This is a genomic window from Winogradskya consettensis (assembly GCF_018332715.1).
GTDB lineage: Bacteria > Actinomycetota > Actinomycetes > Mycobacteriales > Micromonosporaceae > Actinoplanes > Actinoplanes consettensis.
Genome location: NZ_BOQP01000040.1, coordinates 19,945 through 43,953 on the forward strand (window position 1 = coordinate 19,945; position 24,009 = coordinate 43,953).

The window sequence follows — 24,009 nt, forward strand, 5'->3', positions numbered from 1 at the left end:
CTGAGCCCGCCACGGGTGCGGGCTCAGCGCGTTCGCCGGGTGCGGGCTCAGCGCGTTCGCCGGGTGACGGCTCGTTGCAGGACGATGAAGGCGAAGAGCAGGACGCCCACGACGATGCGGGTCCACCAGGAGCTGAGTGTGCCCTGGAAGGTGATGATGGTCTGGATGAGGCCCAGGACCAGCACGCCGAGCACCGTACCGAAAAGGTAGCCGGACCCGCCCGTGAGCAGGACCCCGCCGATGACCACCGCGGCGATGGCGTCGAGTTCCATGCCCTGGGCGTTCAGGCTGTAGCCGGAGCTCATGTAGAAGCTGTAGAGGACGCCGCCGAGGGCGGAGCAGAAGCCGCTGAGGGTGTAGACCGCGATCCGGGTACGCCCGACCGGGAGCCCCATCAGCAACGCCGAGTCCGCGCTGCCGCCGATGGCGTACACCGTGCGGCCGAAGCGGGTGTAGGCCAGGACGTACGCGCCGATCAGGACCACGATGAGGGCGATCACCACGCTCGTGGAGATGAAGACTCCGGGGCCGAAGCGGATGCGTTCCTCGGCCATCGCGGTCCAGAAGCCGTCGGTGATCGGGATGGAGTTGCGGTTGATGAGCAGGGCGATGCCGCGGGCCAGGAACATGCCGGCGAGGGTGGCGATGAACGGTTCCACCTGGAAGAAGTGGATGACCGCGCCCATGCCCAGCCCGAGGACGGTGCCGATGAGCAGGACCAGGGGCAGGACGACGGCCGCGGGCCAGCCGGCGTGGAGCAGGGTCGCGGCGACGGTGGTCGTGAGGGCGACGACCGCGCCCACGGACAGGTCGATGCCGCCGGTGAGGATCACGAACGTCATGCCCGCGGCGACGACGAGCAGGAACGCGTTGTCGACGAAGATGTTCAGGACGACCTGGGTGTCGGAGAAGCCGCGGTAGTTCGCGACGCCCACGGCGTACATGATGATTAAAAGCGCGAGTGTCGCCAGGACCGGGACGTGCCGGCGGTTTTGTTTCAGGACGCGGTTGCGGGCCTTCGCCGGTGGTGTGCCGGGCGGGGCGGTGACGTCGATCATGCGGAGGCTCCCACTCGCGAGGGACGGCGCAGCACCTTGGCCCGGAAGGCGGCGGACTGGACGAGGCAGAGGACGATGACGACGATCGCCTTGAAGAGCAACGTCGTCTCGACGGGGATGCCGATGCTGACGGTCGTGACGTTGAGGGTCTCGATGAGTACGGCGCCGAGCACCGTGCCCGCGAGGGAGAACCGGCCGCCGGTGAGTCTCGTGCCGCCGATCACGACGGCGAGGATGGCGTCCAGCTCGATGAGGTTGCCGGCCGCGTTGCTGTCGGCGCTGGAGACGTTGGAGCTGTAGATCAGCCCGGCGATGCCCGCGCAGATCGCGGAGAAGACGTAGACCATGATCGTGAGGCGGCGGGCCTGGATGCCGGCGAGCCGGCTCGCGGTGGGACTGCCGCCGACCGCTTCGATCAGCAATCCCAGCGCGGTACGCCGGGTGAGCACCACCGCGATCGCGACCATCCCGGCGGCGATGAGCACCGACACGGGCAGCGCGATGGTGTAGCCGGCACCGATCACCTTGTACGGCGCGGACGTCACGTTGAGGATCTGCCCGTCGGTGATCAGCTGGGCGATGCCACGCCCGGCCACCATCAGGATCAGCGTCGCGATGATCGGCTGGATCCCGATGCTCGCGACCAGCGCGCCGTTCCAGATGCCGAGCACCAGGGAGAGCGCGATCCCGGCCGCGCAGGCCAGCAGCACGCCGGTGACGCTGTTCTGGTTGTCCAGGTCACCGATCAGCAGGCAGGCCAGGGCGCCGGAGATCGCCATGACCGAGCCGACCGAGAGGTCGATGCCGCCGGTCGCGATGACCAGGGTCATGCCGATGCCCACCAGGATCAGCGGGGCGCTGCGGCGCAGGATGTCGATGATCGAGCCGTACAGGTGACCGTCGTGCACGGTGATGCTGAAGAAGCCCGACGAGAAGAAGATGTTGCTGGCCAGCAGCGCCACGAGGATGGCGGCGGGCCAGAAGAGCCGGTGCCGGACGAAGCTCATTGGGCCACCCCGCCCGCGATCGTGCGCATGACCCGGTCGGCGTCGACGTCGTCGGTGTTGTCGAGCTCCTCGACGAGGCGCCGGTCGCGGAGGACCTCGATCTTGTGGCTGAGCCGCAGGACCTCGTCGAGCTCGGCGCTGACGAACAGCACGGCGGTGCCGCCGTCGGCGAGCTCGGCGACGATGCGCTGGATCTCCGCCTTGGCGCCGACGTCGATGCCGCGGGTGGGCTCGTCGATGATCAGCAGCCGGGGCTCGGTGATCAGCCAGCGCGCCAGCAGCACCTTCTGCTGGTTGCCGCCGCTGAGGTTGCGCACCGGCATGTCGGGGTCGGCGGGGCGGATGTTCAGCGCCTTGACGTACTTGTCGACCAGCTCGTCCTGACGCCGCCGGGCGATCGGCCGGGTCCAGCCCCGCGCCGCCTGCAGCGCCAGGATGATGTTCTCGCGCACGCTCAGCTCAGCGACCACGCCCTCGGTGCGGCGGTTCTCGGAGGAGAAGCCGATCCCGTGCGCCATGGCCGTGCGTGGGCTGCGCAGGACGAGCGGTTTGCCGTCGATCTCCAGGTGACCGGTATCGGCACGGTCCGCACCGAAGAACAACCGCGCCATTTCAGTACGCCCGGAGCCCAGCAACCCCGCGAGCCCGACCACCTCCCCCGCATGGATCTCCATGTCGAACGGGGCGATCCCGCCGGTCCGCCCGAGTCCCACGGCCTTCGCGATCAGCGGGCCGCGTTCGAGTTCCCGGGCGGAGCTGCGGGGCTGGCTCTCCAGTTCCTCGAGGGCTTCCAGGTCCTTGCCGATCATGCGCGCGACGAGCTGCATCTGCGGGAGGTCCGCGGTGCGGTACTCGCCGATGAGCCGCCCGTTGCGCAGCACGGTCATCCGGTCGGCCACCTCGTAGACCTGGTCGAGGAAGTGCGACACGAACAGGATGGCGACGCCCGCGTCCTTGAGCCGGCGCATCACCGCGAACAGCTGGGCCACCTCGGACGCGTCGAGGCTGGACGTCGGCTCGTCGAGGATGAGGACCTTGGCGTCGATGTCGATGGCGCGGGCGATCGCGACCATCTGCTGGATGGCGAGGGAGTACGTGCTGAGCGGCGCCGACACGTCGAGGGTCAGGTCGAGCCTGGCCAGCAGCTCGACGGCCCGGCGCCGCATCTCGGCCCAGCGGATGCGGCCGAGTGTGCGGGGTTCGCGGCCGATGAAGATGTTCTCGGCGACCGACAGGTTGGTGCAGAGGTTGACCTCCTGGTACACCGTGCTGATCCCGGCCTGCTGGGCCTGCAGCGGGCTGCCGAACAGCACCGCGGCGCCCCCGAGCCGGATCTCGCCGCCGTCGGTGCCGTACACGCCGGTCAGCACCTTGATCAGCGTCGATTTGCCGGCGCCGTTCTCGCCCATCAGGGCGTGCACCTCGCCCGGCAGGAGCCGGAAGTCGACGTCGTCCAGGGCGGTGACGCCCGGGAAGACCTTCCGGATGCCGGTCATCTCGAGGACCGGTGGCCGCGAACCCATGTGCGAACCTCTCAGTACTTGCGCTCGGCCAGGACTGCCTTGGCCTGCTCGGGGGTGAAGGTGGTCTCCTCGGTCAGCACGCGCTGCGGCACGGTCTCGCCGGCCTTGACCTTCTTGGCGAGATCCATCAGCTGCGGGCCGAGCAGCGGGCTGCACTCCACGATGTAGTTGATCTTGCCTTCGGACAGCGCCGTCATACCGTCCTTGACCGCGTCCACCGTGATGATCTTGATGTCGGTGCCGGGCTTCTTGCCGGCCGCCTCGATCGCCTCGATCGCGCCGAGACCCATGTCGTCGTTGTGCGCGTAGAGCACGTCGATCTTGGGCTGGGCCTTGAGGAACGTCTCCATGACCTGCTTGCCGTCGGTCCGGGTGAACTGCCCCGTCTGCGACGCGACGACCTTGAACTTCGGGTCCGCCTTGATGACGTCGGCGAATCCGGCCTTGCGGTCGTTGGCGGGTGCCGCTCCGGGCGTACCCTGCAGCTCCACGATGTTGACCGGATCGGTCTTGCCCGTGTAGTCCTTGACCAGCCATTCGCCGGCCTTCTTGCCCTCGAGCACGAAGTCCGAGCCGATGAACGTTTTGTAGAGCGACGTGTCCTGCGAGTCCACCGCGCGGTCGGTGAGGATGACCGGGATGTTCGCGTCCTTGGCCTCCTTGAGCACGGTGTCCCAGCCGGACTCCACCACCGGCGAGAACGCGATCACGTCGACCCGCTGGGTGATGAAGTTGCGGATCGCCTTGATCTGGTTCTCCTGCTTGCCCTGCGCGTCGGAGAACTTGAGCTCGACACCCGCGGACGCGGCCGACTCCTGGATCGACTTGGTGTTCGCCGTGCGCCAGCCGCTCTCGGCACCGACCTGGGAGAACCCGAGGACCAGCTTGCCGTCGCCACCACCGCTACCACTGTCGCCGTCGTCGCCACCACACCCGCTGAGGGCCGAGGTGATCAATAATCCACTCAGTACGGCGGCGGTCCATCTCTTCGACACCACAACACGCTCCTGGGGGGCTGTTAGCGTTCACAATTGAGATTGATCGATGTAGCGGCCGATACTCACCCTGCCGGGGAGGGACGGCGGGAGGCCAATGTGGCCTGAACCACATTGATTTCGGAAGTGTTACCGTTCTCAACCGCAGCGTCAAGAGTCGATTTCTGTCCGTGATGAACGACAGGGGGTCGGGTGCCACTCCAGAAGGCTCCACGGGGCACGGTGATGCGCGACGTGGCCAAACTGGCCGGGGTCTCGCACCAGACGGTGTCCAGAGTGCTCAATGAGCACCCCAACGTCCGTCCCGAGACCCGGCTGCGGGTCCTGGAAGCCATGCGATCACTCAACTACCGGCGCAACCTGGCCGCCCGCACACTGGTCACCCGCCGCTCGAACACGCTCGGCATCATCGGCTTCGAGACCACGCTCTTCGGTCCGGCGTCGATGCTCTACGGCATCGAGAGCGCCGCCCGGGAAGCGGGTTACCTGGTCAGCATCGCCACCGTCCGCAACCTGGAACGCGCCGACGTCCTCAGCGCCGTCGACCGCCTCGCCCAGCACGCCGTGGACGGCATCATCGCGATCGCGCCGAAGACCGCGGTCACCAGTGCGCTGATGCAGGCACCGACCGACCTGTTCTGCGTGGCCGTCGGCGGGGCGGGAGACTCCGAGGCGGTCCCCACCGTACGCATGGACAACGCCGAGGGCGCGTGCCTGGCCACCCAGCACCTGCTCGATCTCGGGCACGCCACCGTCCACCACGCGGCCGGCCCCGGCGACTGGCCCGAGGCCCACGAACGCACCGAGGGCTGGCGCCGCACGCTCTACGCGGCGGGCGCCGTCGTGCCTCCCGTACATCCACAATGGTGGGACGCGGCCTCCGGCTACGAACAGGGCCGCGCCATGGCCGCCGACCCGGCCGTCACCGCGATCTTCTGCGCCAACGACCGCATCGCGCTCGGCGTGCTGCGCGCCCTGCACGAGGCCGGCCGCAAGGTCCCCGAGGAGGTCAGCGTCGTCGGCTTCGACGACATGCCGGACTCCGGCTTCTTCCTGCCCCCGCTCACCACGGTCAGCCAGAACTTCGGCGAGCTCGGCCGGCGCAGCCTCGCACTGCTGCTGGAGCACATGAACCGCCCCAGCGACGCCGAGACGGTCGACCACGTCATCGTGGAACCCACGCTCGTGCACCGGGCCAGCACGGCACCACCGCCCCGCCGTGCTCCGCGCGGCTCACAGGATGCACCCTGAACGGTCGGCAACGGTAGGTGGCCATCACACTGCCAAAGCCTTCGCCGCGCGATCTACTGGAAAGGTGAGAGGAGCGGCGATGATGACCCTTCGATGTACCCCGTTCACGGTCACCTATTCGGAATTCCCCTCCCGGCTGCGGCTGGCCGGCGAGCTGGACATGCAGACCCTGCCGGTCCTCGACCGCGCCCTCGAAGAGCTCCTGGACGCCGCCGGCCACGGCTGGATCGACCTGACCGGCCTGACGTTCATGGACGTCGGCGGCATGCGGGCACTCGCGCTCGCCGCCCGGGCGATGCGCGAGGCCCGCAGAGAACTGCACCTCACCGGAGCCGCCCCGAACCTGCACACCATGGCGCGCATCCTGGGCTGGTCCCACATCTTCCAGCAGTAGCCTCACCAGTCCGGATGGCGGCACAACCCCGGATCCTGCGGGCCGGAAACCCCCGCGTCAGGGGGCGCCATCGGCACGGCGACGTCCACGCTGCCGCCCTCGGTGAACGTGAACCGGACCGACACGCTGTAGCCGTACGTCATCTCGGCCTTGATCTTCCTGGCGATCAGATAGCCACCGTCGGGCGGCACGAGCAGGCTGCAGCCCTGGGCGGCGACGGCGACCGGGAGCCGATGCACGCCGTCGGGGGTGACCTCGGCCGGAATCACCGCGTTGTCCCCCGCCGGGCCGGGCCCGACGGCGCTGAGCTGGACCGTCGACGTCGCCTCGCTGACGATCCGGACCACCAGCGGCACGTCGGACCCGGCCGGGTAACCGTCCTGCCGGAACGGCACCATCAGGTCCAGCAGCCGCATCGGGCCGGCCTGCGCGTCGGCACCCTGCACCGCGGGTGCCTCGTTGCTGGTCTGCGCCTCCTGACCGGCCCCGCACGCCGACGCCGTGACCAGCACACAACCGAGCAGCATCAGGATCTTCCGCATCAGTACGCCAGAACAGGCCGGCCGGTGACCACAGCGTTGTCGCGGGTCTCGTGGACGCGGAGCCGGTGCACCGTCAGGCCGAGCAGCAGCAGGCTGACCGCGGCGATCACGGCGTACCCGGGGGTCGTGCCGATGCTGTCCCAAGCCGCGTGCAGGACGACCGCGACCAGGTAGACGCCGGCGAACCGCAGCACCGGCCGGAGCTTCCAGCGATGGATGGCCGCATACCAGAGGGCGGTCGCGGTGAGACCGGTCCACGCCATGTGCGCGGCCGGGCTCATCAGGCCCCGGATCAGCAGCACCCCGTCCACCGCGCCGATGTCACCCTGGCTCTGCACCAGCGAGACGAACGCGTACCCCATGGTCTCCAGCGCGGCGAACCCGGCGCCGGAAGCAACCCCGACCAGCAGGCCGTCGGCCGGGCGCCGGTGCCGGGTGAACAGCAGCACGGCGAGCGGCGCGATCAGCTTCGCCGCCTCCTCGATCACCCCGACCGCCACCATCGGCAGCGTCCCCAGGTCCTTGGCCGTGTCGTACTCCAGCGTCCCCGCGGCGGCGATCCCCACGATCCCCCCGACAATGGCGATCAGCGCGACGGTGCCGCCGTCCACACTGAACGTCAGCTTGCGGGCCCGCACGAACGTGACGAACGCCGCGGGCACGATCGCCGCACCCAGCACGATCAGCGCCGGCAGCAGGTTCGGGTTCTCGGTGGCGATCACCGTCCGCCGGATCACCTCGAACAGCACCAGCCCGACCACCAGCACCAGCAGCCAGGCGCTCCTAGCAAATCTGCTCATGACCATGCCCTCTTTCCGGAAGTCACGCGACAGGGTCGACCGCGTTGACCCGGCCTACGATCAGCGGGTCCGCGGGGGTGAACGGCAGGGCGGGCAGATCCCCGACACCCAGCCCGAACGACGCGGCGACGACCTCGGGCCGCAGCGCGCTCATCGCGGCCCGGTACCCGACGTCGTACGGCATGGGCTGATCGAAGAAGATCAGGAAGTGGATGTCGCCCTCGCCGACGTCCTCGATGTGATGCGGGTACGAGCGCGGAATGAAGTACACGTCGCCCTCGTGCAGCTCGAACGTGTCCCAGGTGCCGTCCGGGTCGAGAATCGTCATCCGCCCGGTGCCCTTGGCGATGTAGCCCATCTCGGCGGTCCCGGGATGCCAGTGCGGCTCCCGCATCCCGTTGTCGGCGATCGTCAGCGAATACATGGCGACGTCCTCGAGCGCGGCCCAGAACTGCTTACGCCCCAGCCGCGCCTGCCCGTCCGACGTCCCGATCGGCGCGGACTGTGCCTCGATGTCGAACTTGAACGGGTCGAGCCGCCGATCGTCCAGCGTCGGCACCGGCCCCGCACCGAGATCCTGCAGGACTCCGTCGTGCACGGCGTGATTGCGCTTCGCGACGGCGGCTGCCGGGAGATCGTACGTATTCCCGATCACCGCGTCCGTCATGACCGCGAGCGACCCGGACATGCCGAACTCCTCCGGCAGCTCATGGGTGAGCGTGGCGATGAACTCGGCCTCGCCCTCCCCCACCACCTCGATGGTGTGCAGCGCCCCCAGCGGCACGAAGAACATCTGCCCCGCACCGATCGTGAACCGGTGATACCGGCTCCCGCTGTCGAAGATCGTCACGATCGACGCCCCGCGCAGGCAGTACGTCAGCTCATGCGCATTGGTATGCCAGTGCGGCTCCCGGATCATCCCCGGCTGCAACACCAGCCGCCGGATGGACAACCGGCTGAGCACCGGCAATTCCGTGGCCGAAACCTGCTGCACCGAGCTCCCCCGCAGTTCGGCGCTCGGCTTCTGCTCCCGCAACGAGACGACATGTCTCATGGCACCCTCCTGTCTGTAGACCCCCTCAAGTCAATGTCCTGCCGCCGGGCCCGCCAATGTGTGCCTTCCCCACCCATACCGGCCAGCCGGTGGGCCCAGTAAACGGTTTACCGTTTCCCGTGCGGTCGACCCCGCCCGCCGATGCGACCGTTCCGCTCATGACCGCCCGCCGTCTCGCGTTGTTCGGGCCGGCCCTGGTGGCCGCGATCGCCTACGTCGACCCCGGCAACATCGCCGCCAACACCCAGGCCGGCGCCCAGACCGGCTACGCCCTGGTCTGGGTCATCGTCCTGGCCAGCCTGATCGCCCTGCTCGTGCAGTACCTGTCGGCCAAACTGGGACTGGCCACCGGTCGCAGCCTCCCCGAGCTCTGTGCCGCCGAGTTGCCGCGCCGCACCAACATCGCGATGTGGATCCAGGCGGAAGCGATCGCCATCTGCACCGACGTCGCCGAGTTCGTGGGAGCGGCCCTCGGCCTGAACCTGCTCTTCGGCACCCCGTTACCGATCGCCGGCATCATCACGGCCGTAGCCTCTCTCGCCCTGCTGCACCTCCACCGCTTCCAGGGCGCGGTGGCGGCCCTGCTGGTGCTCACGGCAGGAGGATTTCTGTACGACACCATCGCCCTCGACGACATCACCTGGCCCGCCATGGGCGCGGGCCTGGCCCCCACGCTCCCGGACGCCACCGCGGTGACCCTGGCCGCCGGCATCGTCGGCGCCACCGTGATGCCGCACGCGGTCTACCTCCACTCGGCCCTGACCACGACCCACCCCGCAGCGGACCGGCAGCACCTGCTCCGCTCCCTGAAACTCGACTGCCTGACCGGCCTCGGCCTGGCCTCCCTGGTCAACCTGGCCCTGCTGGTCCTGGCCGCCGAGCTGTACGCCACCCACCCGGACGGCGCCGAGACCATCCAGGGCGCGCACACCTTGATCCAGGGCTCGGTGGGAGCCCCGGCCGCGGTGATCTTCGCGGGCTCCCTGCTCACGTCTGGCCTGGCATCCTCCAGCGTCGGCACGTTCGCGGGCGAGGTCGTCATGGCCGGCTTCATCCAACGCCGCATCCCCGCCACCACCCGCCGTCTGATCACGATGCTGCCGTCGCTCGTGGTCCTGTGCACAGGAATCCCGATCACGGCGACGTTGGTGGCCAGCCAGGCCGTGCTGTCGTTCGGGGTGCCGTTCGCACTGGTGCCGCTGGTGCTCTTCACCCGCCGGCGCCGGCTGATGGGCCCGCTGGTCAACCGGCGGCTCACGACGCTGGTTGCCGCAGTGGCCTGCGCGCTGGTCATCGCGCTCAACATCGGGCTGCTGGTGACCCTCTTCCTGTGAAAGGCGCGCCCGTGCCCCGATTCCTCCGCGACCCCGACCACGGCCCGCTACCCGGCCTCCTTCTGCTGCTCACCCTGACCACCGGAATGGTCGACGCGGTCACGATCATCCGGCTGGGCAAAGTCTTCACGGCGAACATGACCGGTAACACGGTCTTCATCGGCCTGGCCGCCGCTGGGGTGCCGGGGTTCGCGTTGTGGGGATCATTGCTGTCGCTGTCATGCTTCGCGCTCGGGGTCGCTCTGGGCGGCCTGGTCGCCCGGCGCGCCGCAAACCGGGCGCACATGCTGCGCAACACGACGGCGTGCCAGGTCCTACTCCTGCTTGCTGCGACCCTGCTGTCCCTGACCTCCGTGACGCACTACCTGTTGCTGGCGCTGTGCGCCCTGACCTTCGGCATCCAGAACGCAGCGGTGAACGTCCTCGAAGTCCCCGACCTGACCACCTCAGTCCTCACCCGAACCCTCACCGCTCTGATCGTCAACGCCCACCACGCCCCCGCACCAGTCACCCTGCGCCGCCTCCTGTCAGTCCTCTGCATCTTTACGGGCACACTGATCGGCGCCCTGCTCGTACTCCATACGAGCGTCGCCGCGACGCTCACCACAGCGGCCATCACCCAAACAGCGGTCACGATCCTGGTGACGCTGTCCAACCGCCGCCCGGCAAATTGGCAACGCGTGTCATGAACGTCGGGCTCTATTTCTCTCCGGCACGGAAACGGACTCATGCTCGGGGCAATTCGCCCGCTACGCGATCTACTACCCCTTCGAGCCGTCCGACGTCGTTCCATCTGTCGATATGGCGCATGATCCCGGGAAGACGCTCGGGCTTCAGACCGGTGTGCAGAAGGAGGCAAAGCGTGGTCACATAGAACATACTCTCCGCGAGCCAGAGCAGGTCGGCGCCATCAAACTTCCGTTGTGCCTCGTCAAGGTGCGTGAGAGAGTTCCGGGCCTTCTTGACGGCGGTCACCCAACGGCCGACATCGCCACCGACAAGGAAGTAGGCAAGATCCCCCAGTTCAGCCGCCAGGTCCCGCAATCTTCGATCAAGATCGAAATCATTTGCGTGAGCCATGACGCTGTTGAACCACTTGTAATGGTCAGGCGAAACGAGCTGCTCCCGGACAGCACGTCTCAGTCGGTCAAATTTCTTCTTCGGCATGTGCTCGCCTTTACCGACGAGAGCCCGATGGAGACCCTCCCGCAACCGCTCGATCACGACCGTGCGTAACTCCGGCGAGCGTTCGACCGCGAACAGTTTCGGCCACCCCCGGGCTGCCGCCGCGGCGGTGCCGGCGGCCACCGCCCGGTAACCGGCCCGGCCGCCGTGCCGGGCGACCTCCCGCGACACGATCGACGGGTCCCGGCCGATCCGCACACCGATTTCCTTATACAGCAAGCCTTCCGCCATTCCGCGGGAGATCTCTTCACGGTCGATCGACGTCAGCATCACACGCACGGCGGGCATCCTGTCCCACCGAACCAGCAAGATCAAATGCTACGACCGACTGAATCTGCCAGCTTCTTGGTTGACCCAGGGAGCAGCATCACGCAGCCGAACGATGACAGACTCGAATTCAGTTTCCTCATCGGTCGCGAAGTGGCCGCCGATCAGGAATGAATTCGGTCGATATTTTCTCCGGGCAGACCAGATGCAATCAATGAGCGTAACCGGCTGGAGCACTTCGCCGTCGTTGATGACACCGAGGATCCGGCCCCGGACCCCGCCGTCCAACTCGTGCTCTTGCCCGCTCGGCAGCCTTTCGATGAGCGAGTCAGCCAGCGTGAGGGAGGTTCCTTCGACAGGGTCGAACACAAGGCGGCCATCCGCCTGACTCCGTGCGGACCCGGAAGCCAAATTCTCCGATTGCATCAAGCGCCTGCATTTCGCCGATGCTATCTCCGGGATGACGACGGTAAAACCACGTTTCGAGTGACACGGCCGATGCGCCGAGTCGTTCTCACGTATCGCAGCAGATCTACAGGCGCCGCAGGCGACGGGGAGCTCAAGGGTCGGCCGGATGTCCTGACCGTGTCCGATGTGCGAGGGAGCAAGGCGGGTGACCCGGAGCGGGCGAGGCTGCCATCCTGACGGCATGGATCTCGACATCGCGCCTCTGGATGGCCGGATGGGGTTGTGGGAACAGCTCAGCGGCTACTGGCCCACGTTCGTGACCAATGATCCGACCGGGGCGCTGTACTACCGGCATTTCGCGGAGATCTGGCCGGAGTTCACGTTGCTGGCGGTGGATCGGGCGACCGGGGAGCCCGTGGCCAAGGCGCACTCGGTGCCGCTCTCCTTCACCGGAGACATCGGCGACATCGGCGACGGGCTGCCGGAGAACGGCTGGGACTGGGCGATTCGCTCGGCGGCCCTGGACCACATGGGCAGTGTGAAGCCCACGATCGTGTCCGCGTTGGAAATCATGGTGCGGCCCGATGTGCGCGGTAGCGGGTTGTCCGGGCTGATGCTGGGTGCGATGCGGGAGAACGCGGGCCGGCTGGGCTTCAAGGATCTGGTTGCCCCGGTGCGGCCCAGCGGGAAGCATGCTCAGATCGACAAGTCCATCGATGAGTACGCGTACGAGACGCGCGCCGACGGCCTCCCGATCGATCCGTGGCTGCGGGTGCATGTGCGGGCCGGCGGCACCATTCTGAACGTGGCGCACAGCAGCATGGTGGTGGCCGGTTCCCTGAAGCAGTGGCGGGAGTGGACCGGGTTGCCGTTCGACCGGACCGGGCCGGTGGTGGTGCCCGAGGCGCTGACCGCAGTGCACTGTGACGTGGAGGAGGATCACGCCGTGTACGTGGAGCCGAACGTCTGGGTCCACCACCGGATCTGAGCCGGCAGAAGGCAGGATCTGAGGCGGCAGAAGGCCGGATCTGAGGCGGTTAGAAGCCGGTCGGGGCCGTGATGGTGACGGGCTGGCCGAAGTCGTAGAACTCGGTCAGGGTGCGGCGGTCGGTCTGGTCGACGGCGATGCGGCGGATGAGGTTGCCGGAGGTCCAGACGTCGAGGGAGAGGATGTCCTCGGCGTGCTCCACCTCGAACCAGGCGGTCTCCACCGGTGGGAGGGCTGCCAGGGCGGCGCGGGACTTTGCCGTGAGCTGCACGTGGTAGTGGGTGGCCTCGGCTCCGCGTACCTCATCGGTGCCTTTGTCCGTCACGTCGGCGTCGTTGAGGGCGGCTCGGACGACGTCGGCGGCTGAGTCGGCGAACGGGGCGAGGCGCTGCTCGGGCTGCATCTCCTGCTTCGACTTGTCGCCGTCGGAGTTCGATTCGTAGCCGATGTTGCCGACGATGGTGGTGGTGATCGTACCCATGTCGTCCTGGGTGATGATCTTCATGTCGGGGCCGTTGGCCTCGATGGTGGAGCGGGTGGAGCCGCCGGTCTTGACGTCGTCCTGGGTGGTGCCGCGCAGGGTGACCACGGTCTCGGTCTTGTCGGCCGCGGTCAGGACGGCCGCCGACGCGGAGGTGGTGTTGCCGCCGAGGACGACCATCGTGGCCACCACCGACGCTGCCACGCCCGTCCCGGCCGCCGCCCAGGTCATCCAGCGGCGCGAGCCCCCGGAGCGGAATCGCTGCCGACGGAGAAGGGCGGGCCGGCGGGCCGGTTCCCAGGGGCCGGAGTCGACCGGGCGCCACGGGGCAGGAGCAGTCGACAGACTAGGGCGGATCGCCTCGTAGCGCGCCGAGCCCGGCGCCGGCGGCTCGTCGTGCAGGGTGGGGTCGAGGGAGCGCAGGAAGTCGAGGTCAGTGTCAGGCATGTTCGTCCTCTCGCGGGCGGGCTGTGTCGAGGTGCTGGTCGAGGCGGCGGCGAGCCTTGTGCAGCCGGGAGGAGACCGTGGCCGCTGACGTGTTGAACAGCGTGGCGATCTCGGTGACGGCGAGGCGGTCCCAGGCGCGGAGCAACAGCAGCTCGCGATCGTCCGGGTTCAGGGCCGCCAGGGCGTGCCACAGGCCGGCGGCTGCGGGGTCGGGCGGTTCGAGGGCGACCGGCGGCGGGTCCTCCGTGGCGATCTTGAGGTGCAGGCGGCCACGGCGGCGGGATTCGCGGTGCTGGTTGGCCAGGACGTTGCGGGCCACCCCGAACAGCCACAGCCGGGCGCCTTCCGCGGGGATGTCGTCCCGGCGGCGCCAGGCCACGGCGAAGGTCTCGGCCGTGATGTCGTCGGCGTCCTCGCCTGTTTCGGTACGTCTGCGGGCGAAGCGCCACAAGTCAGCGAACTGTGCGGTGTAGAAGTCGCTGAAGCTGTCCTCGTCCATGCCACCTCCAGAGGGTCGAAGTGTTCCACTCGCCCTCCACATGTCCGGTGCCCCGGAAATCTTGCCGGCTGCATCCGCGGAAAATTTTGCAACGCGACAGCTGCGGCAGACGTCTTCAGTACGTGAATCCCGATCGGAAAGTGCTGCGACGCAACGTCATCATCGGCGGACTCGGCGCGACTGCCGGCCTCGCCGTCGCCGGCTGCTCCACGCCGACGCACGCGAGCAGCCGTACACAAACGGATGAAAGCCCGGTAGCGGGCACCTGGCAGTCACCCTCCGCAATGCCCGTCAGTCTGACCGTGACCCCCAAGGCCGGTAGCACCAAGGCCTCCCCGGCCGAGCCGGTCACCGTGGCCGTCACGGGTGGCAAGCTCGCGTCGGTCAAGGTCGTCTCCGGGAAGAAGACCGTCAGCGGCGCGGTGCAGTCCGACGGGGTGACCTGGCGTTCGACCGGAGCCCTGGCCTACGGCAAGACCTACAAGGTGACGGCCTCCGTGCTGGACAGCCTGGGCGCGCAGGTCGAGAAGACCTCCACCTTCACCACACTCAAGCCGGCCCACACCGCCGGAACAACCTTCCAGGCCAATGCGATGAGTACGCTCACAGCAGGCGGAACGTACGGCATGGGCCAGCCGGTCATCGTGGCGTTCAGCCGCAACGTCACCGACAAGGCGGCAGCGGAGAAGGCGATCACCGTCGAGACCTCGCCCGCCGTGGACGGCAAGTTCTACTGGGTCACCAAGTCGATCGTGCACTGGCGCCCCGCGAAATACTGGACGAAGGGCACCACGATCAAGGTGTCCGTCAACGCGTTCGGGGTGAACCTCGGCAACGGCGTCTACGGCTCGGCCGACGCGAAGACCCACTTCACCATCGGGCGTACCCTCCTCGCGGTCAGCGACAACAGCACCCACCACACCAAGGTCTACATCGACGGCAAACTCGTGCGGACCATGGCCTGCAGCAACGGCAAGGGCGGCTACACCACGGGCGCGGACGGCCAGCAGCTCCACTTCTGGACCCACGAGGGCCCCCACGTCGTGCTCTCCAAGGAACGGACGCACAGCATGAGCTCGGCGAGTTACGGGCTCACCGACCCGACCAACCCGAACTACTACGCCCCCGAGATCGTCAAACTGTGCACCCGGATCAGCTACTCCGGCGAATTCCTGCACGCCGCCCCGTGGAACGGCTCCCTGGGCCAGGCCAACCTCTCCCACGGCTGCATCAACCTCAGCACCGCCGACGCCCAATGGGTCTACGACAATTTCCTCGTCGGCGACGTCGTCGACGTCCGCCACACCCCGAAACCCCTCCCGATCGGCGACGGCCTCGGCGACTGGACGGTCTCCTACGACAAGTACGGTGCGTAGGTGGGCTACGACTGGCACATCACCCGGGCATTCGTGTCGTACGAGAGCCGGTGGTTCCCGATTCTCGGCACCGAGGTGGACGCCCTGGTGAACGCCGAGCCCGACCTGCTCATCCCCGCCGGCACACCGAAGCGCCCGGACTTCTGCTACGTCAGCTGGACGGGCGAGGCCGCCGACGAGGACGACTACCTGATCTTCCAGGACGGCCGCCTGTCCAGGAAGAACCCCCGCCCGGCGTTCCTGCGCCGCATGGCCGCCATCGCCGCCCACCTCGACGCCTGGCTCATCGGCGACAACTGCGAGGTGTACGCCGACCCCACCGCCTGGGAACGCGGCCCCGCAGCCTTCGCCACCCGCCACTTCATCACCCGCGGCCCCTGGCACACCGGCGAGAACAATCCCCCACCAATCCACACCGACGAGTGGGCCGCGCTCGTGGACACCCAGCCGGACTTCGAGTGGGCAACCCGCATCGAGGCCGTCCTACCTTCCGGAGCCCGACCGATCCCCTGCCCCCCGACAGCCACCTGGACCACCCACCCCACCGCCCACCCCGTCCCGTTCTTCATGGACGACGACGCCATCCAGGTCCGCAACGCCGACCCCCCGACGATCACCCGGATGAAAGCCCTCGCCGTCCCCCTCAAAGCCCACATCCTCGACGACAACGCCCAACCCGCCTGACGCCGCCAATCCCCCTCAGACCCCAGCAGTCATCACCACACCTGACACGCTCAGCAGCGAACATCCGCTCACGCCGATGACAACAAGACGGCCAACGAACTCGTGGCGCGATGAGCACGAGGATCGCCCTCCCGGGATCCATCCGCCACTACTTTACGGCTATCTGAATACTCACTATCTGCCATTCGAGTTCGTGTGATCCCCCTCAACCCGACAATGGCACACCCGCCCTTCCGATCATGAAACTCCCTGAGAAGAATAAAGGAATGAAATACGCTCAGCTGGAGATCTTCACGACCGTTGAACTGGCGTGGATACGTGACCCTACACGGCGCCGGAACTACTCCCCGGCAACCGAAGAGTTCCGGCGCGAGCACAAGGTTCGGCGGGCCTTCGGAAAAGCTCTCGGCCACACCACCCGCTTACGGCGCGACTCTCCCGAAGCCCGGACACCGGACGGCAAGCTGATCTGGATCGAAGCCGCACGAGCATTGTTCCGTGAGGCGAACTCCCACCGGGCACAGGCCACCGCCGACCATGAACGTGACCGCAGACGCGCCGCCGGTGACCTGTTCGACTGGGGCCGGTTCACCAACCGCTGGCTGGTGAAGTACGCCGCCGCCTCTTAACCCGCGAACACCGGACTCTGCGTCACACCCGGGGCGTGACACGACAATCAACACGCGCACGTGAAAGCACTCAACCAAAGGCGGCGGCCAGCTCCGAGCGTTGCCGGCCGGTGCTGCGATACGTCAGTCCACGACCGGTGGCGAGTCCGGCGGGAATAGACGCGACATGGGCGACGTGGCGGCTCTACGCCTACGAGCCGGACACAGGCAGGCAATCCTGCGTAACGAAGGAAATCCTGCGCGTCTTCTTCACGAGTCCCACCCATGCCGTACTTCACCTCAGCAACGGCAGCAACCCTGCCGCGATCGAGCAAACAAACCGATCTTCAACCACTATTCCGGCGGCACGCTCTCATGCCGCGGTCCGCGCGCGCAGCGAGTCGCAGCGGTATTGACGCGACCATCGGAGCCGCGACCATCGGAGCCGCGACCGTCGGAGCCGCGACCGTCGGGGTCTGCCGGTCAGGGGGTGGGGCCGCCGCGGACGGTGGCGAGGTTGGTCAGGTGGATGGCTTCGAGGGCGTTGGCCGGGCCGCCGTTGCTGGTGACCGCGAGGGCGATCGTGTTGCGGCCGTTCGGGTGGAGGACTCCGGTGGGGAGGACGAAGGTGTGTTGGGGGCCGACGTCGGCGATGTACTGGCCCATGTTCCAGCCGTTGACGAAGATCAGGGCTCGGTAGTGGCCGCCGGAGCGGGGGACGGACGGGTCGCCGATGGTCAGGCCGAGGGATGCGTCGTGGCCGGTGGGAACGTGCAGGTCGAAGGTGGTGCGGTACCAGGAGGTGCCGGCGGGGGCGTCGGTGTCCGGGACCGGGTGCGTGGACCAGGTGCGGTCGGGGCTGGCGGGGAGGTACCAGCCTGCGCGTTCGCCGTAGAGGCCGCCGTTGTTGAGGGGGCCGCGTAGTTTCTCTGTGCCGGTGGCGCCCTGGAGGCGCCAGTCCGCCAGCATGGATGCGCTGATCAGGCCGCGGCCTTCCTTGTGGGCGTCGTTCACGCCGCCGTCCTCGTTGTGGGCGTTGTTGCGCACCATGATCGAGAGGGTGTGGGGGCCGTCGTCCGTCGGTGGGAGCGTGAATGTCGCCGTGCCGCGCGTGGGTGGGGCCGCTACGCCGGTCGGGAGGACCGACTGGCCGAGGTAGACGCCGTCCAGCCAGGCTTGCAGGAGGCCCGCGCCGCCGCCGCCGAAGTCCAGGCTGACGCTCTGCGGTGCCGCGCCGGTGAAGTGGCCGCGGTACCAGATGTCGCCGTGGTGGAAGCCGTAGTCGTCGGCGGTGAGGACCGGTTGCCCGGCCGGGGGTTTGGTGGTGCTGTTGGTGCTGGTCAGGTCGGCGGTGCGCCAGGTCGTGTCGTCGAAGGCGGGCGCTGCCTCGGGCGACTCCGGGGCGAACTTCCAACGGGTCAGGGCGGGCAGGGTGACCGGGGCCGCTCCGGGCAGGCGGTGGAGAGCTTTCAGACTGCCGCTTTCGGTACGCCGGAACGCCACTGGGACGCCGTTCCACGTGAGCAGCCGGGTCGGTGCGGACGGCCACACCTCGAGGTCGGCGGGTGTGTCGGTGTCGCCGGTCAGCGCGAGGACAGCGCCGTGCGTGGTCGCGGTGCGCACGAGCAGCGGGCCGCGCGCGAGGACGTCGCCGACGCGCCAGAAACCGTCCGCCGTTGACTGGTCGGCGATGAGCAGCGTCAGATCCTTGTGGCCGGGGGTGCTGATCCGGATGCGGATCAGGCCGCTGTGCTCGTACCCGAGGGTGAGGTCCTTGGTCGTGTCGTTGTACTTGACCGTCGCCGTTCCGTCGAGCACCTGCACGTTCGGGCGGTTCGGGTAGCGCAGGACCGTCTCGCCGTGTTCACCGTCGCGGCCGTAGAGCAGCGCTGTGCCCGTACCCAGATGGGTCTCGATCTCTGATGTGGAGTAGACGAGGTGGTGGCCTGCCAGGTCATAGTGGGCGACCAGGGTCTTGGCGTCCTGGCCGTTGAGGCGCAGGGGGACGGTGTACGACCCGTCAGCGGTCTCCAGCGGGAAGGTGAACGAATCGTCCGTGGTCGCGCCGGACGGGTTGTGCACGGCGAAGTAGAAGTGCGTGCCGGTGTCCGGGTTGACCGTGTGCTCGATGCGCACCGCCGTCGACGACGTCAGGACGTCCGCGCCCTTGTCCACCTTGGTCAGCGGCGTCACGCTCTGCACGAAGTAGCCGAGCTCGCGCAGCGCGGCGGTCTTCGGGCGCAGCCGGCGAGCCTCGTCGATCGCCGCGCCGTAGTCGTACGAGCTGTAGACGACCGGCGCCGGCAGCCAGCCCCACGAGGTGCCCCCGAAGGTCATGTAGAAGTTCTGCACGGTGATCCGGTTGGCGATGTTGGTGCCGTAGAAGACCCGTTCGTAGCCGTTGCCCTCGCGGACTGCGGTGCACGGGTACGTCCCGACGCTCCCCCAGTAGTCGAACCAGCCACCGCCGAACTCCGCGACGAACCCGGGCGTTGCCGGTGAAGCGCTGGCGCCGCCCTTCGCCCCGCCGATGCCCTGGATGCCCCAGTCCGGTGCGGCGTTCGGCGTGCCAGGGGTGCCGTCGGTGTGGCAGGTGCCGCCGGGGTAGCCGTCGAACGCGTACATGTCGACCGGTCCCGGGACGGTGCCCGGCACTGTCGAGCTCGGCGGCACCCAGTAGCCGTTGCGGCCCTTGTCGTTGTGGTAGATCGGCACCTGGATGCCGTCCGCGCGCGCCTTGTCGTACAGGTGCTGCAGGTAGTTTCGCTGACTCGCGCCGGTCGCGGCCAGCTCGTTCTCGATCTGGTAGAGAATCACCGAGCCGCCCCCGTCGGTCACCTGGTGCCGGGCGATGATCGGGTCGATCGCGCTCTGCCACTCGTCGGTCGCCGCGAGATAGTCGGGCGCGTCGCTGCGGGCCCTCCCGGCCTGAGTGGTCAGCCAGGCCGGAAACCCACCACCATCAGCTTCAGCATTGATGTACGGCCCGGGGCGCGCGATCACGTACAGCCCGACCTGCTCGGCGATGGTCAGCAGCCGGTCCATGTCACGGACGCCGGTGAAGTCGTACACCCCCGGCGCGGGCGAGTGGTAACCCCAGTCGAAGTAGAACGACACGGTGTTGAAGCCGGTCGCCTTCATCTTCTGCAGCACGTCCCGCCACAACTCCGGGCTCGGCAACCGGAACGGGTGCATCTCCCCGGACCACAGGTACGTCCGCTTCCCCCCGATGATCATCGAATACTGATCGAACGCCACCGTCTGCGGCGCGGCGGGCGGGACGGCGTCCAGAGCCGCGGGCGGGACGGCGTCCAGAGCGACGTGCGGCGCGGCGGCCGGCGGCGCGGCGGCCGGCGGCGCGGCGGCCGGCGGCGCGGCGGCCGGCGGCGCGGCAAGGGCGGCCGGGACGAGCGCGGGGGTCGCGGCGGTTGCGGCAGTTGCGGCTTGGACCGGCGCGGCCTGGACCGAGGCGGCCTGGACCGAGGCGGCCTGGACCGAGGCGGCCTGGACCGAGGCGGCCTGGACCGAGGCGGCCTGGACCGCTGGAGCAGAGATCGCCGCGACGGGGAGGAGGAGCGCGGCCGTCACCGCCACGAGGATCATCCGCCGTCCGGCCATGCCCGCCACCTCCAGGAAATGTCATCGAAACGCTTCGATCGAGTCTTGGCCCTACATCGGCGAACGTCAATAGATAGCCGGCGTTGGGACGACAGGAGCGGCGCGGGCCGGAACCTGTGCCGGCGGAGGGACGTCCAAGGGGCCGGATGGCAGGGCTCCGGGAGGGGACGTGACCGGGAGGGGACGTGACCGGGATGGTTCGCTGGACCTACGCTGAACGGGCGGCCGGGGTGGCCGCCGCGGGACTCATCGCTACGGGCCTGGTCTTTGTCGGGTGTGCGAGTGGTGATGACGGGAGTGCCGCGCCGCCGGAGTCATCGGCGATCGAGGGGCGTTCCTTGGATGCTGTGGGGCCTGCCTGCGGGGAGCCGTGGCAGTTCAACCCGGGTGATCTGACGGTCACCGCCACCTTCCCCACCGGGGCGCCGGCGGGGCCGCAACCGGTTGCCGGGGAGGTCGAGGTCACCAGCCGAGCGGCGGTCCGGGGCGTGGCCGGGCCCGCCGCGGACGTGTTCGTGGTCCGGGACGGCCTGATCGTGACCATGCCGATGGCCCAGGACGCGGTGGGGGTGCGCTGGGAGCTGGCCGCCGGGCAGGCCCGCACGCTGCCCGCCCAGCTCGTGCCGCTTTCCTGCGCCCCCGGCGGGGAGGCGCTGCCGCCCGGCTCCTATCAGCTGTACGCCCGGGTGGTCCTCATCCCCGATGACGGCACCCCGCAGACGTCCTACGGCGGTCCGTGGCCGTTCGAGATCCGCTGACACCCGCGGCCGGGAACCGCACCCCCGCGGTCCCCGGCCGTCCCATCCAGCAGAAGGATCGAGTCAGCCCGTGACGATGCTGACGCCCAGCTCCGGTGCGGTGACGGTGTACGGCTCGGCGTAGCCGGTGGTGCCGTCGGTGGCCAGGATGTGGCCGCGGATCCAGGCGCCGCCCGCGCTGTCGTAGACGTAGAACGGGCTGCCCGAGTCACCGCCCTGGATCATGACGCCGCCCGTGAAGGCGATCACCGGGGATTTGCAGCCGGTCTGCGTACACACCTGGGCGGTGATGCTGGTGGCGGTGTGCCCGCAGTTCTCACCGGTGGTGCGGCCGCTGTGGCAGTAATTCGTGAAGCCGACATAGGCGGTGCCGGCGGCCACGACGGGCGCGCTGGTCGAACTGGTGACGCCGCCGGTGAAGATCCGCCCGGCGTAGGACGAGCCGCCGATCAGTTCCAGGTCCTGGGCGTGACCGGTGACCGTCGGCAACCGCCGGTGGGAAACCGTGCCGTAGGTGGTGGCGCCCGATTCGGTGGTCACGGTGGTGCCATCCGCGAAACAATGGCCGGCGGTGACCATGAAACGGGTTCCGGCGGAATTCTGCACCGCGTATCCGGAGGAGCAGACACCCCCGCCGAATGTGATGCCGCCACCGCCGTAGAACGACGGGACGTCGTCGCGGCGGCTGAACACGTCGTTGAGCTCCGAGTGCCGGACCTGCACCGACGAAGCCTTGGCCGCGGTGGTCAGCGTGGACACCACATCGGCGGGCGCGTCGGTGCTGAGCACGATCCGGCCGGCCGTGGCGTCGTAGTAGCTGGCGAACGTGTACTTCGTGCCGTTCGTGGCCACGTACCGGGCGATCCTGGTCTGGATCGTGGTCAGCTCGGCCGAGGTGGCGGCGGGTGCCGCCGGTGCCGTGACCCGGTCCGGTGCGAGACCTTCGGCCTTCGCCACGGTGCGCTTCTCGGGCGGCTTGGTGTTGCCGCCCGGGTCCGCCTGGGCCGGTGTGGTGCCGAGCACCGTGGTGACCGCGGCTGCCACCGCCACCACGGACATCAGCAGTCTTCTGTTTCCGCGCATCTGATTCCTCCCCCTGTTGCGCGGACCGCGGCATACGCCGCGGGCCACGACCAGAACAGCCGCTCGGGGCAGCGGAAGTCCAGCGGGGAGTCGGCCTCGCGACAGCTATTCGACGGGCCGGTGAATACAGTCGGATTCCATCACCGGATAAAGTACGCAGATACCGTCAGCGGCAATTCAGGCGTGCCATTCTCAGCTGCGCACCAGCCGCCGGCGGAATTCCGCGTACGCCGCCTCCATGACATTGTTGAGCTGCTCGAGCTCCGCCTGCGCGGGCTCGCGCCGCAGTTCGACATCGATTTTGAAGTCGCCGTCCTCGACCGTCACGTCGAGACGGGCGAGCAGGTCGGCGGGCAGCTGGTGCACGACGAATTCGCGGAACGCCGCCGCGGTTGTCGCCGGTAGGTCGCCGCACCCGCAGGTCCGGCCGTCCAGCACCGCGCCGAGGTGGCTGCGGCCGATGAGGGCATCGGGGTGCAGCGGGTCCATGGCGGGCAGGCACTCCTCCAGGATCGTGCGGGCCTCCGGCAGCCGGTTCTCGTGCTGGAGGAACAGCCCCAGCGCGACACCGGCCCGGCCTGCCATCTCGTGGTCGGCGCCCCGGCGTGCCTGGGTCAGCGCCTCGGTCAGCCGCTGCTCCGCGGGGACCGGCCGGCCCGCTTCCTTCAGCGCCAGGCCCCAGTTGCGCAGCACCTGACTCTGCAGCTCCGGGCGGCCGATCCGCTCCGCCCGCTCGTACGCCGACTCGTACGTCAGCAGCCCCGCCTCGGCCTCCCCTGCGTCGTCCTGCGCCATCGCCAGCCCGAGCGACGCCATCAGCCCCTCCTCGGCGCGGCCCTGCCGGTCGTACGACGCGAGCACCCGCTCGATCGCCTCGACCCGTCCCGCCTGATCGCCGATGTCGCGGCCGTGGTTGGCCAGTGCGGACCAGCCGTTGACCGTCGCCTGGTGGTCGGCCCCGAGCCGGGTCTCCAGCGCTGTGACCAGCTCGGTGAGCACCCGCCCGGACACGGGCCGGCGGCCGGTGACGGCCCGCGCGAGCCGGTCGACGACGGGGTCCGGCAGCTGGTCCAGGCCCAGGAACAGCGGTTCCGGCGAGCCCGCGGCGTCGACGACGGCCGCCCGCAGTGCCATCGCGTCCGCGACGTGCGCGTGGCTGTTCGACCAGAGGTTCTGCACGGCTTCCTCGGCGACCTGCCGGGCCGCGGGCAGGTCGCCGCGCTCCAGCAGGAGCTCCGCCAGTGGCTGGAGGCCGAACGCGTACCCCGGGTGCTCACGGCCGTAGAAAGCTTGGCGCTCCTGCAGGCCCCGGCGCAGCTCGGTCTCCGCCTCGTCGAGCCGGCCGGCCATCCGCAGGGCCATACCCAGATTCATCAGGTACGTCAGCTGGTCCTTGTGCGACTCGTGATCGCGGGGAGCGGCGGAGACGGCCTGCCGGAAGCACTCGATCGCCCGATCGAGCTGGTCGCCGTTGAGCAGCACGTTGCCGAGGTCGCACTGCACCGAGGCCCACTCCGGGCTGCCCGCGCCGTGCCGCTGCGTGACGGCCTCCAGCTCGCGGGTCATGACGTTCTGGGCGTCGACGAGACGGCCCTCGCCCAGCAGGGCAAAGGCCGTCTCCACGGGCGTGCTGGGTGTGGTCACGGTCG

23 protein-coding genes are annotated in these 24,009 nt (G+C 68.8%); 9 read left to right on the forward strand and 14 right to left on the reverse strand.

The genetic code is table 11. The annotated features are described in order from the left end of the window. Positions 1-47 precede the first annotated feature (47 nt). Genes yjfF through Aco04nite_RS33480 form a run of 4 tightly spaced genes read right to left on the reverse strand, consistent with a single transcriptional unit; the run spans position 48 to position 4,544 of the window. Positions 48-1,058: a galactofuranose ABC transporter, permease protein YjfF gene (gene yjfF / locus Aco04nite_RS33465; protein ID WP_213001240.1), complete on the reverse strand. Its 1,011-nt coding sequence runs from the start codon at positions 1,056-1,058 to the stop codon at positions 48-50. Then, positions 1,055-2,065 (reverse strand): ABC transporter permease, encoded by a 1,011-nt coding sequence (locus Aco04nite_RS33470; protein WP_213001241.1) that lies wholly within the window; start codon positions 2,063-2,065, stop codon positions 1,055-1,057. Before Aco04nite_RS33470 ends, yjfF begins: the two co-directional genes overlap by 4 nt. After that, positions 2,062-3,588: a sugar ABC transporter ATP-binding protein gene (locus Aco04nite_RS33475; protein WP_213001242.1), complete on the reverse strand. Its 1,527-nt coding sequence runs from the start codon at positions 3,586-3,588 to the stop codon at positions 2,062-2,064. The genes Aco04nite_RS33470 and Aco04nite_RS33475 overlap by 4 nt, the downstream gene beginning before the upstream one ends. A gap of 11 nt (positions 3,589-3,599) precedes the next feature. Continuing rightward, a complete protein-coding gene (locus tag Aco04nite_RS33480; protein ID WP_438874962.1) occupies positions 3,600-4,544 on the reverse strand; it encodes an ABC transporter substrate-binding protein in 945 nt (314 codons plus the stop codon). 264 nt (positions 4,545-4,808) lie between these two features. Between Aco04nite_RS33480 and Aco04nite_RS33485 the strand changes: the two genes are divergently transcribed. Both Aco04nite_RS33485 and Aco04nite_RS33490 read left to right on the forward strand, forming a co-directional pair. After that, a complete protein-coding gene (locus Aco04nite_RS33485) occupies positions 4,809-5,834 on the forward strand; it encodes a LacI family DNA-binding transcriptional regulator (protein WP_213001323.1) in 1,026 nt (341 codons plus the stop codon). Positions 5,835-5,913: 79 nt separating this feature from the next. Continuing rightward, positions 5,914-6,228, forward strand: a complete 315-nt coding sequence (locus Aco04nite_RS33490; RefSeq protein ID WP_213001243.1) for an STAS domain-containing protein — start codon at positions 5,914-5,916, stop codon at positions 6,226-6,228. Between the two features lie 2 nt (positions 6,229-6,230). Here Aco04nite_RS33490 and Aco04nite_RS33495 read toward each other — a convergent pair whose 3' ends face one another. The 3 genes from Aco04nite_RS33495 to Aco04nite_RS33505 are packed head-to-tail and all read right to left on the reverse strand — an operon-like array spanning position 6,231 to position 8,624. Beyond that, complete coding sequence (locus Aco04nite_RS33495) at positions 6,231-6,770, reverse strand: hypothetical protein (RefSeq protein WP_213001244.1); 540 nt, start codon at positions 6,768-6,770, stop codon at positions 6,231-6,233. Further along, positions 6,770-7,570 (reverse strand): PrsW family intramembrane metalloprotease, encoded by an 801-nt coding sequence (locus tag Aco04nite_RS33500; protein WP_213001245.1) that lies wholly within the window; start codon positions 7,568-7,570, stop codon positions 6,770-6,772. The genes Aco04nite_RS33495 and Aco04nite_RS33500 overlap by 1 nt, the downstream gene beginning before the upstream one ends. Positions 7,571-7,592: 22 nt before the next feature. After that, the gene (locus Aco04nite_RS33505) at positions 7,593-8,624 is read right to left on the reverse strand and encodes a cupin domain-containing protein (RefSeq protein WP_213001246.1); all 1,032 of its coding nucleotides are present in this window, start codon (positions 8,622-8,624) and stop codon (positions 7,593-7,595) included. 158 nt (positions 8,625-8,782) lie between these two features. On the opposite strand from Aco04nite_RS33505, the gene Aco04nite_RS33510 reads away from it, so the two are divergent. Both Aco04nite_RS33510 and Aco04nite_RS33515 read left to right on the forward strand, forming a co-directional pair. Next, the gene (locus Aco04nite_RS33510) at positions 8,783-9,958 is read left to right on the forward strand and encodes an Nramp family divalent metal transporter (RefSeq protein ID WP_213001247.1); all 1,176 of its coding nucleotides are present in this window, start codon (positions 8,783-8,785) and stop codon (positions 9,956-9,958) included. An 11-nt stretch (positions 9,959-9,969) separates the two neighbouring features. Continuing rightward, positions 9,970-10,647 (forward strand): YoaK family protein, encoded by a 678-nt coding sequence (locus Aco04nite_RS33515; RefSeq protein ID WP_213001248.1) that lies wholly within the window; start codon positions 9,970-9,972, stop codon positions 10,645-10,647. A gap of 37 nt (positions 10,648-10,684) precedes the next feature. On the opposite strand, the gene Aco04nite_RS33520 is transcribed toward Aco04nite_RS33515, so the two are convergent. Beyond that, positions 10,685-11,413 (reverse strand): HEPN domain-containing protein, encoded by a 729-nt coding sequence (locus Aco04nite_RS33520; protein WP_244876482.1) that lies wholly within the window; start codon positions 11,411-11,413, stop codon positions 10,685-10,687. Positions 11,414-11,461: 48 nt separating this feature from the next. Beyond that, a complete protein-coding gene (locus Aco04nite_RS33525) occupies positions 11,462-11,779 on the reverse strand; it encodes an ApeA N-terminal domain 1-containing protein (RefSeq protein ID WP_213001250.1) in 318 nt (105 codons plus the stop codon). A 280-nt stretch (positions 11,780-12,059) separates the two neighbouring features. On the opposite strand from Aco04nite_RS33525, the gene Aco04nite_RS33530 reads away from it, so the two are divergent. Further along, positions 12,060-12,806, forward strand: coding sequence for an N-acetyltransferase (locus Aco04nite_RS33530; RefSeq protein ID WP_213001251.1), 747 nt, complete (start codon positions 12,060-12,062; stop codon positions 12,804-12,806). A 49-nt stretch (positions 12,807-12,855) separates the two neighbouring features. Here the strand turns inward: Aco04nite_RS33530 and Aco04nite_RS33535 are convergent, their stop codons facing one another. Both Aco04nite_RS33535 and Aco04nite_RS33540 read right to left on the reverse strand, forming a co-directional pair. Continuing rightward, positions 12,856-13,734 carry a hypothetical protein gene (locus Aco04nite_RS33535; RefSeq protein ID WP_213001252.1) on the reverse strand — a complete coding sequence of 293 codons (879 nt, stop codon included), beginning with the start codon at positions 13,732-13,734 and terminating at the stop codon, positions 12,856-12,858. After that, the gene (locus Aco04nite_RS33540; protein ID WP_213001253.1) at positions 13,727-14,233 is read right to left on the reverse strand and encodes an RNA polymerase sigma factor; all 507 of its coding nucleotides are present in this window, start codon (positions 14,231-14,233) and stop codon (positions 13,727-13,729) included. The genes Aco04nite_RS33535 and Aco04nite_RS33540 overlap by 8 nt, the downstream gene beginning before the upstream one ends. A 284-nt stretch (positions 14,234-14,517) precedes the next feature. Here Aco04nite_RS33540 and Aco04nite_RS33545 point away from each other — a divergent pair, with 284 nt between their 5' ends. The 3 genes from Aco04nite_RS33545 (at position 14,518) to Aco04nite_RS33555 (ending at position 16,922) form a co-directional block, all read left to right on the forward strand. Then, entirely contained in the window at positions 14,518-15,609 is a 1,092-nt protein-coding gene (locus Aco04nite_RS33545; RefSeq protein WP_244876473.1) for a L,D-transpeptidase, read from the forward strand. Then, positions 15,610-16,293 carry a hypothetical protein gene (locus Aco04nite_RS33550; RefSeq protein ID WP_213001255.1) on the forward strand — a complete coding sequence of 228 codons (684 nt, stop codon included), beginning with the start codon at positions 15,610-15,612 and terminating at the stop codon, positions 16,291-16,293. A gap of 266 nt (positions 16,294-16,559) precedes the next feature. Beyond that, positions 16,560-16,922 carry a hypothetical protein gene (locus Aco04nite_RS33555; RefSeq protein ID WP_213001256.1) on the forward strand — a complete coding sequence of 121 codons (363 nt, stop codon included), beginning with the start codon at positions 16,560-16,562 and terminating at the stop codon, positions 16,920-16,922. Positions 16,923-17,384: 462 nt separating this feature from the next. Here Aco04nite_RS33555 and Aco04nite_RS33560 read toward each other — a convergent pair whose 3' ends face one another. Continuing rightward, positions 17,385-20,519, reverse strand: a complete 3,135-nt coding sequence (locus Aco04nite_RS33560; protein WP_244876474.1) for a beta-galactosidase — start codon at positions 20,517-20,519, stop codon at positions 17,385-17,387. A 185-nt stretch (positions 20,520-20,704) separates the two neighbouring features. Here Aco04nite_RS33560 and Aco04nite_RS33565 point away from each other — a divergent pair, with 185 nt between their 5' ends. After that, positions 20,705-21,277, forward strand: coding sequence for a hypothetical protein (locus tag Aco04nite_RS33565; protein WP_213001257.1), 573 nt, complete (start codon positions 20,705-20,707; stop codon positions 21,275-21,277). 63 nt (positions 21,278-21,340) lie between these two features. Here the strand turns inward: Aco04nite_RS33565 and Aco04nite_RS33570 are convergent, their stop codons facing one another. Next, on the reverse strand, positions 21,341-22,360 hold the full coding sequence (locus tag Aco04nite_RS33570) for a chymotrypsin family serine protease (protein ID WP_213001258.1): 1,020 nt from the start codon (positions 22,358-22,360) through the stop codon (positions 21,341-21,343). Between the two features lie 192 nt (positions 22,361-22,552). After that, entirely contained in the window at positions 22,553-24,004 is a 1,452-nt protein-coding gene (locus Aco04nite_RS33575) for a tetratricopeptide repeat protein (protein ID WP_213001259.1), read from the reverse strand. Positions 24,005-24,009: the final 5 nt, after the last annotated feature.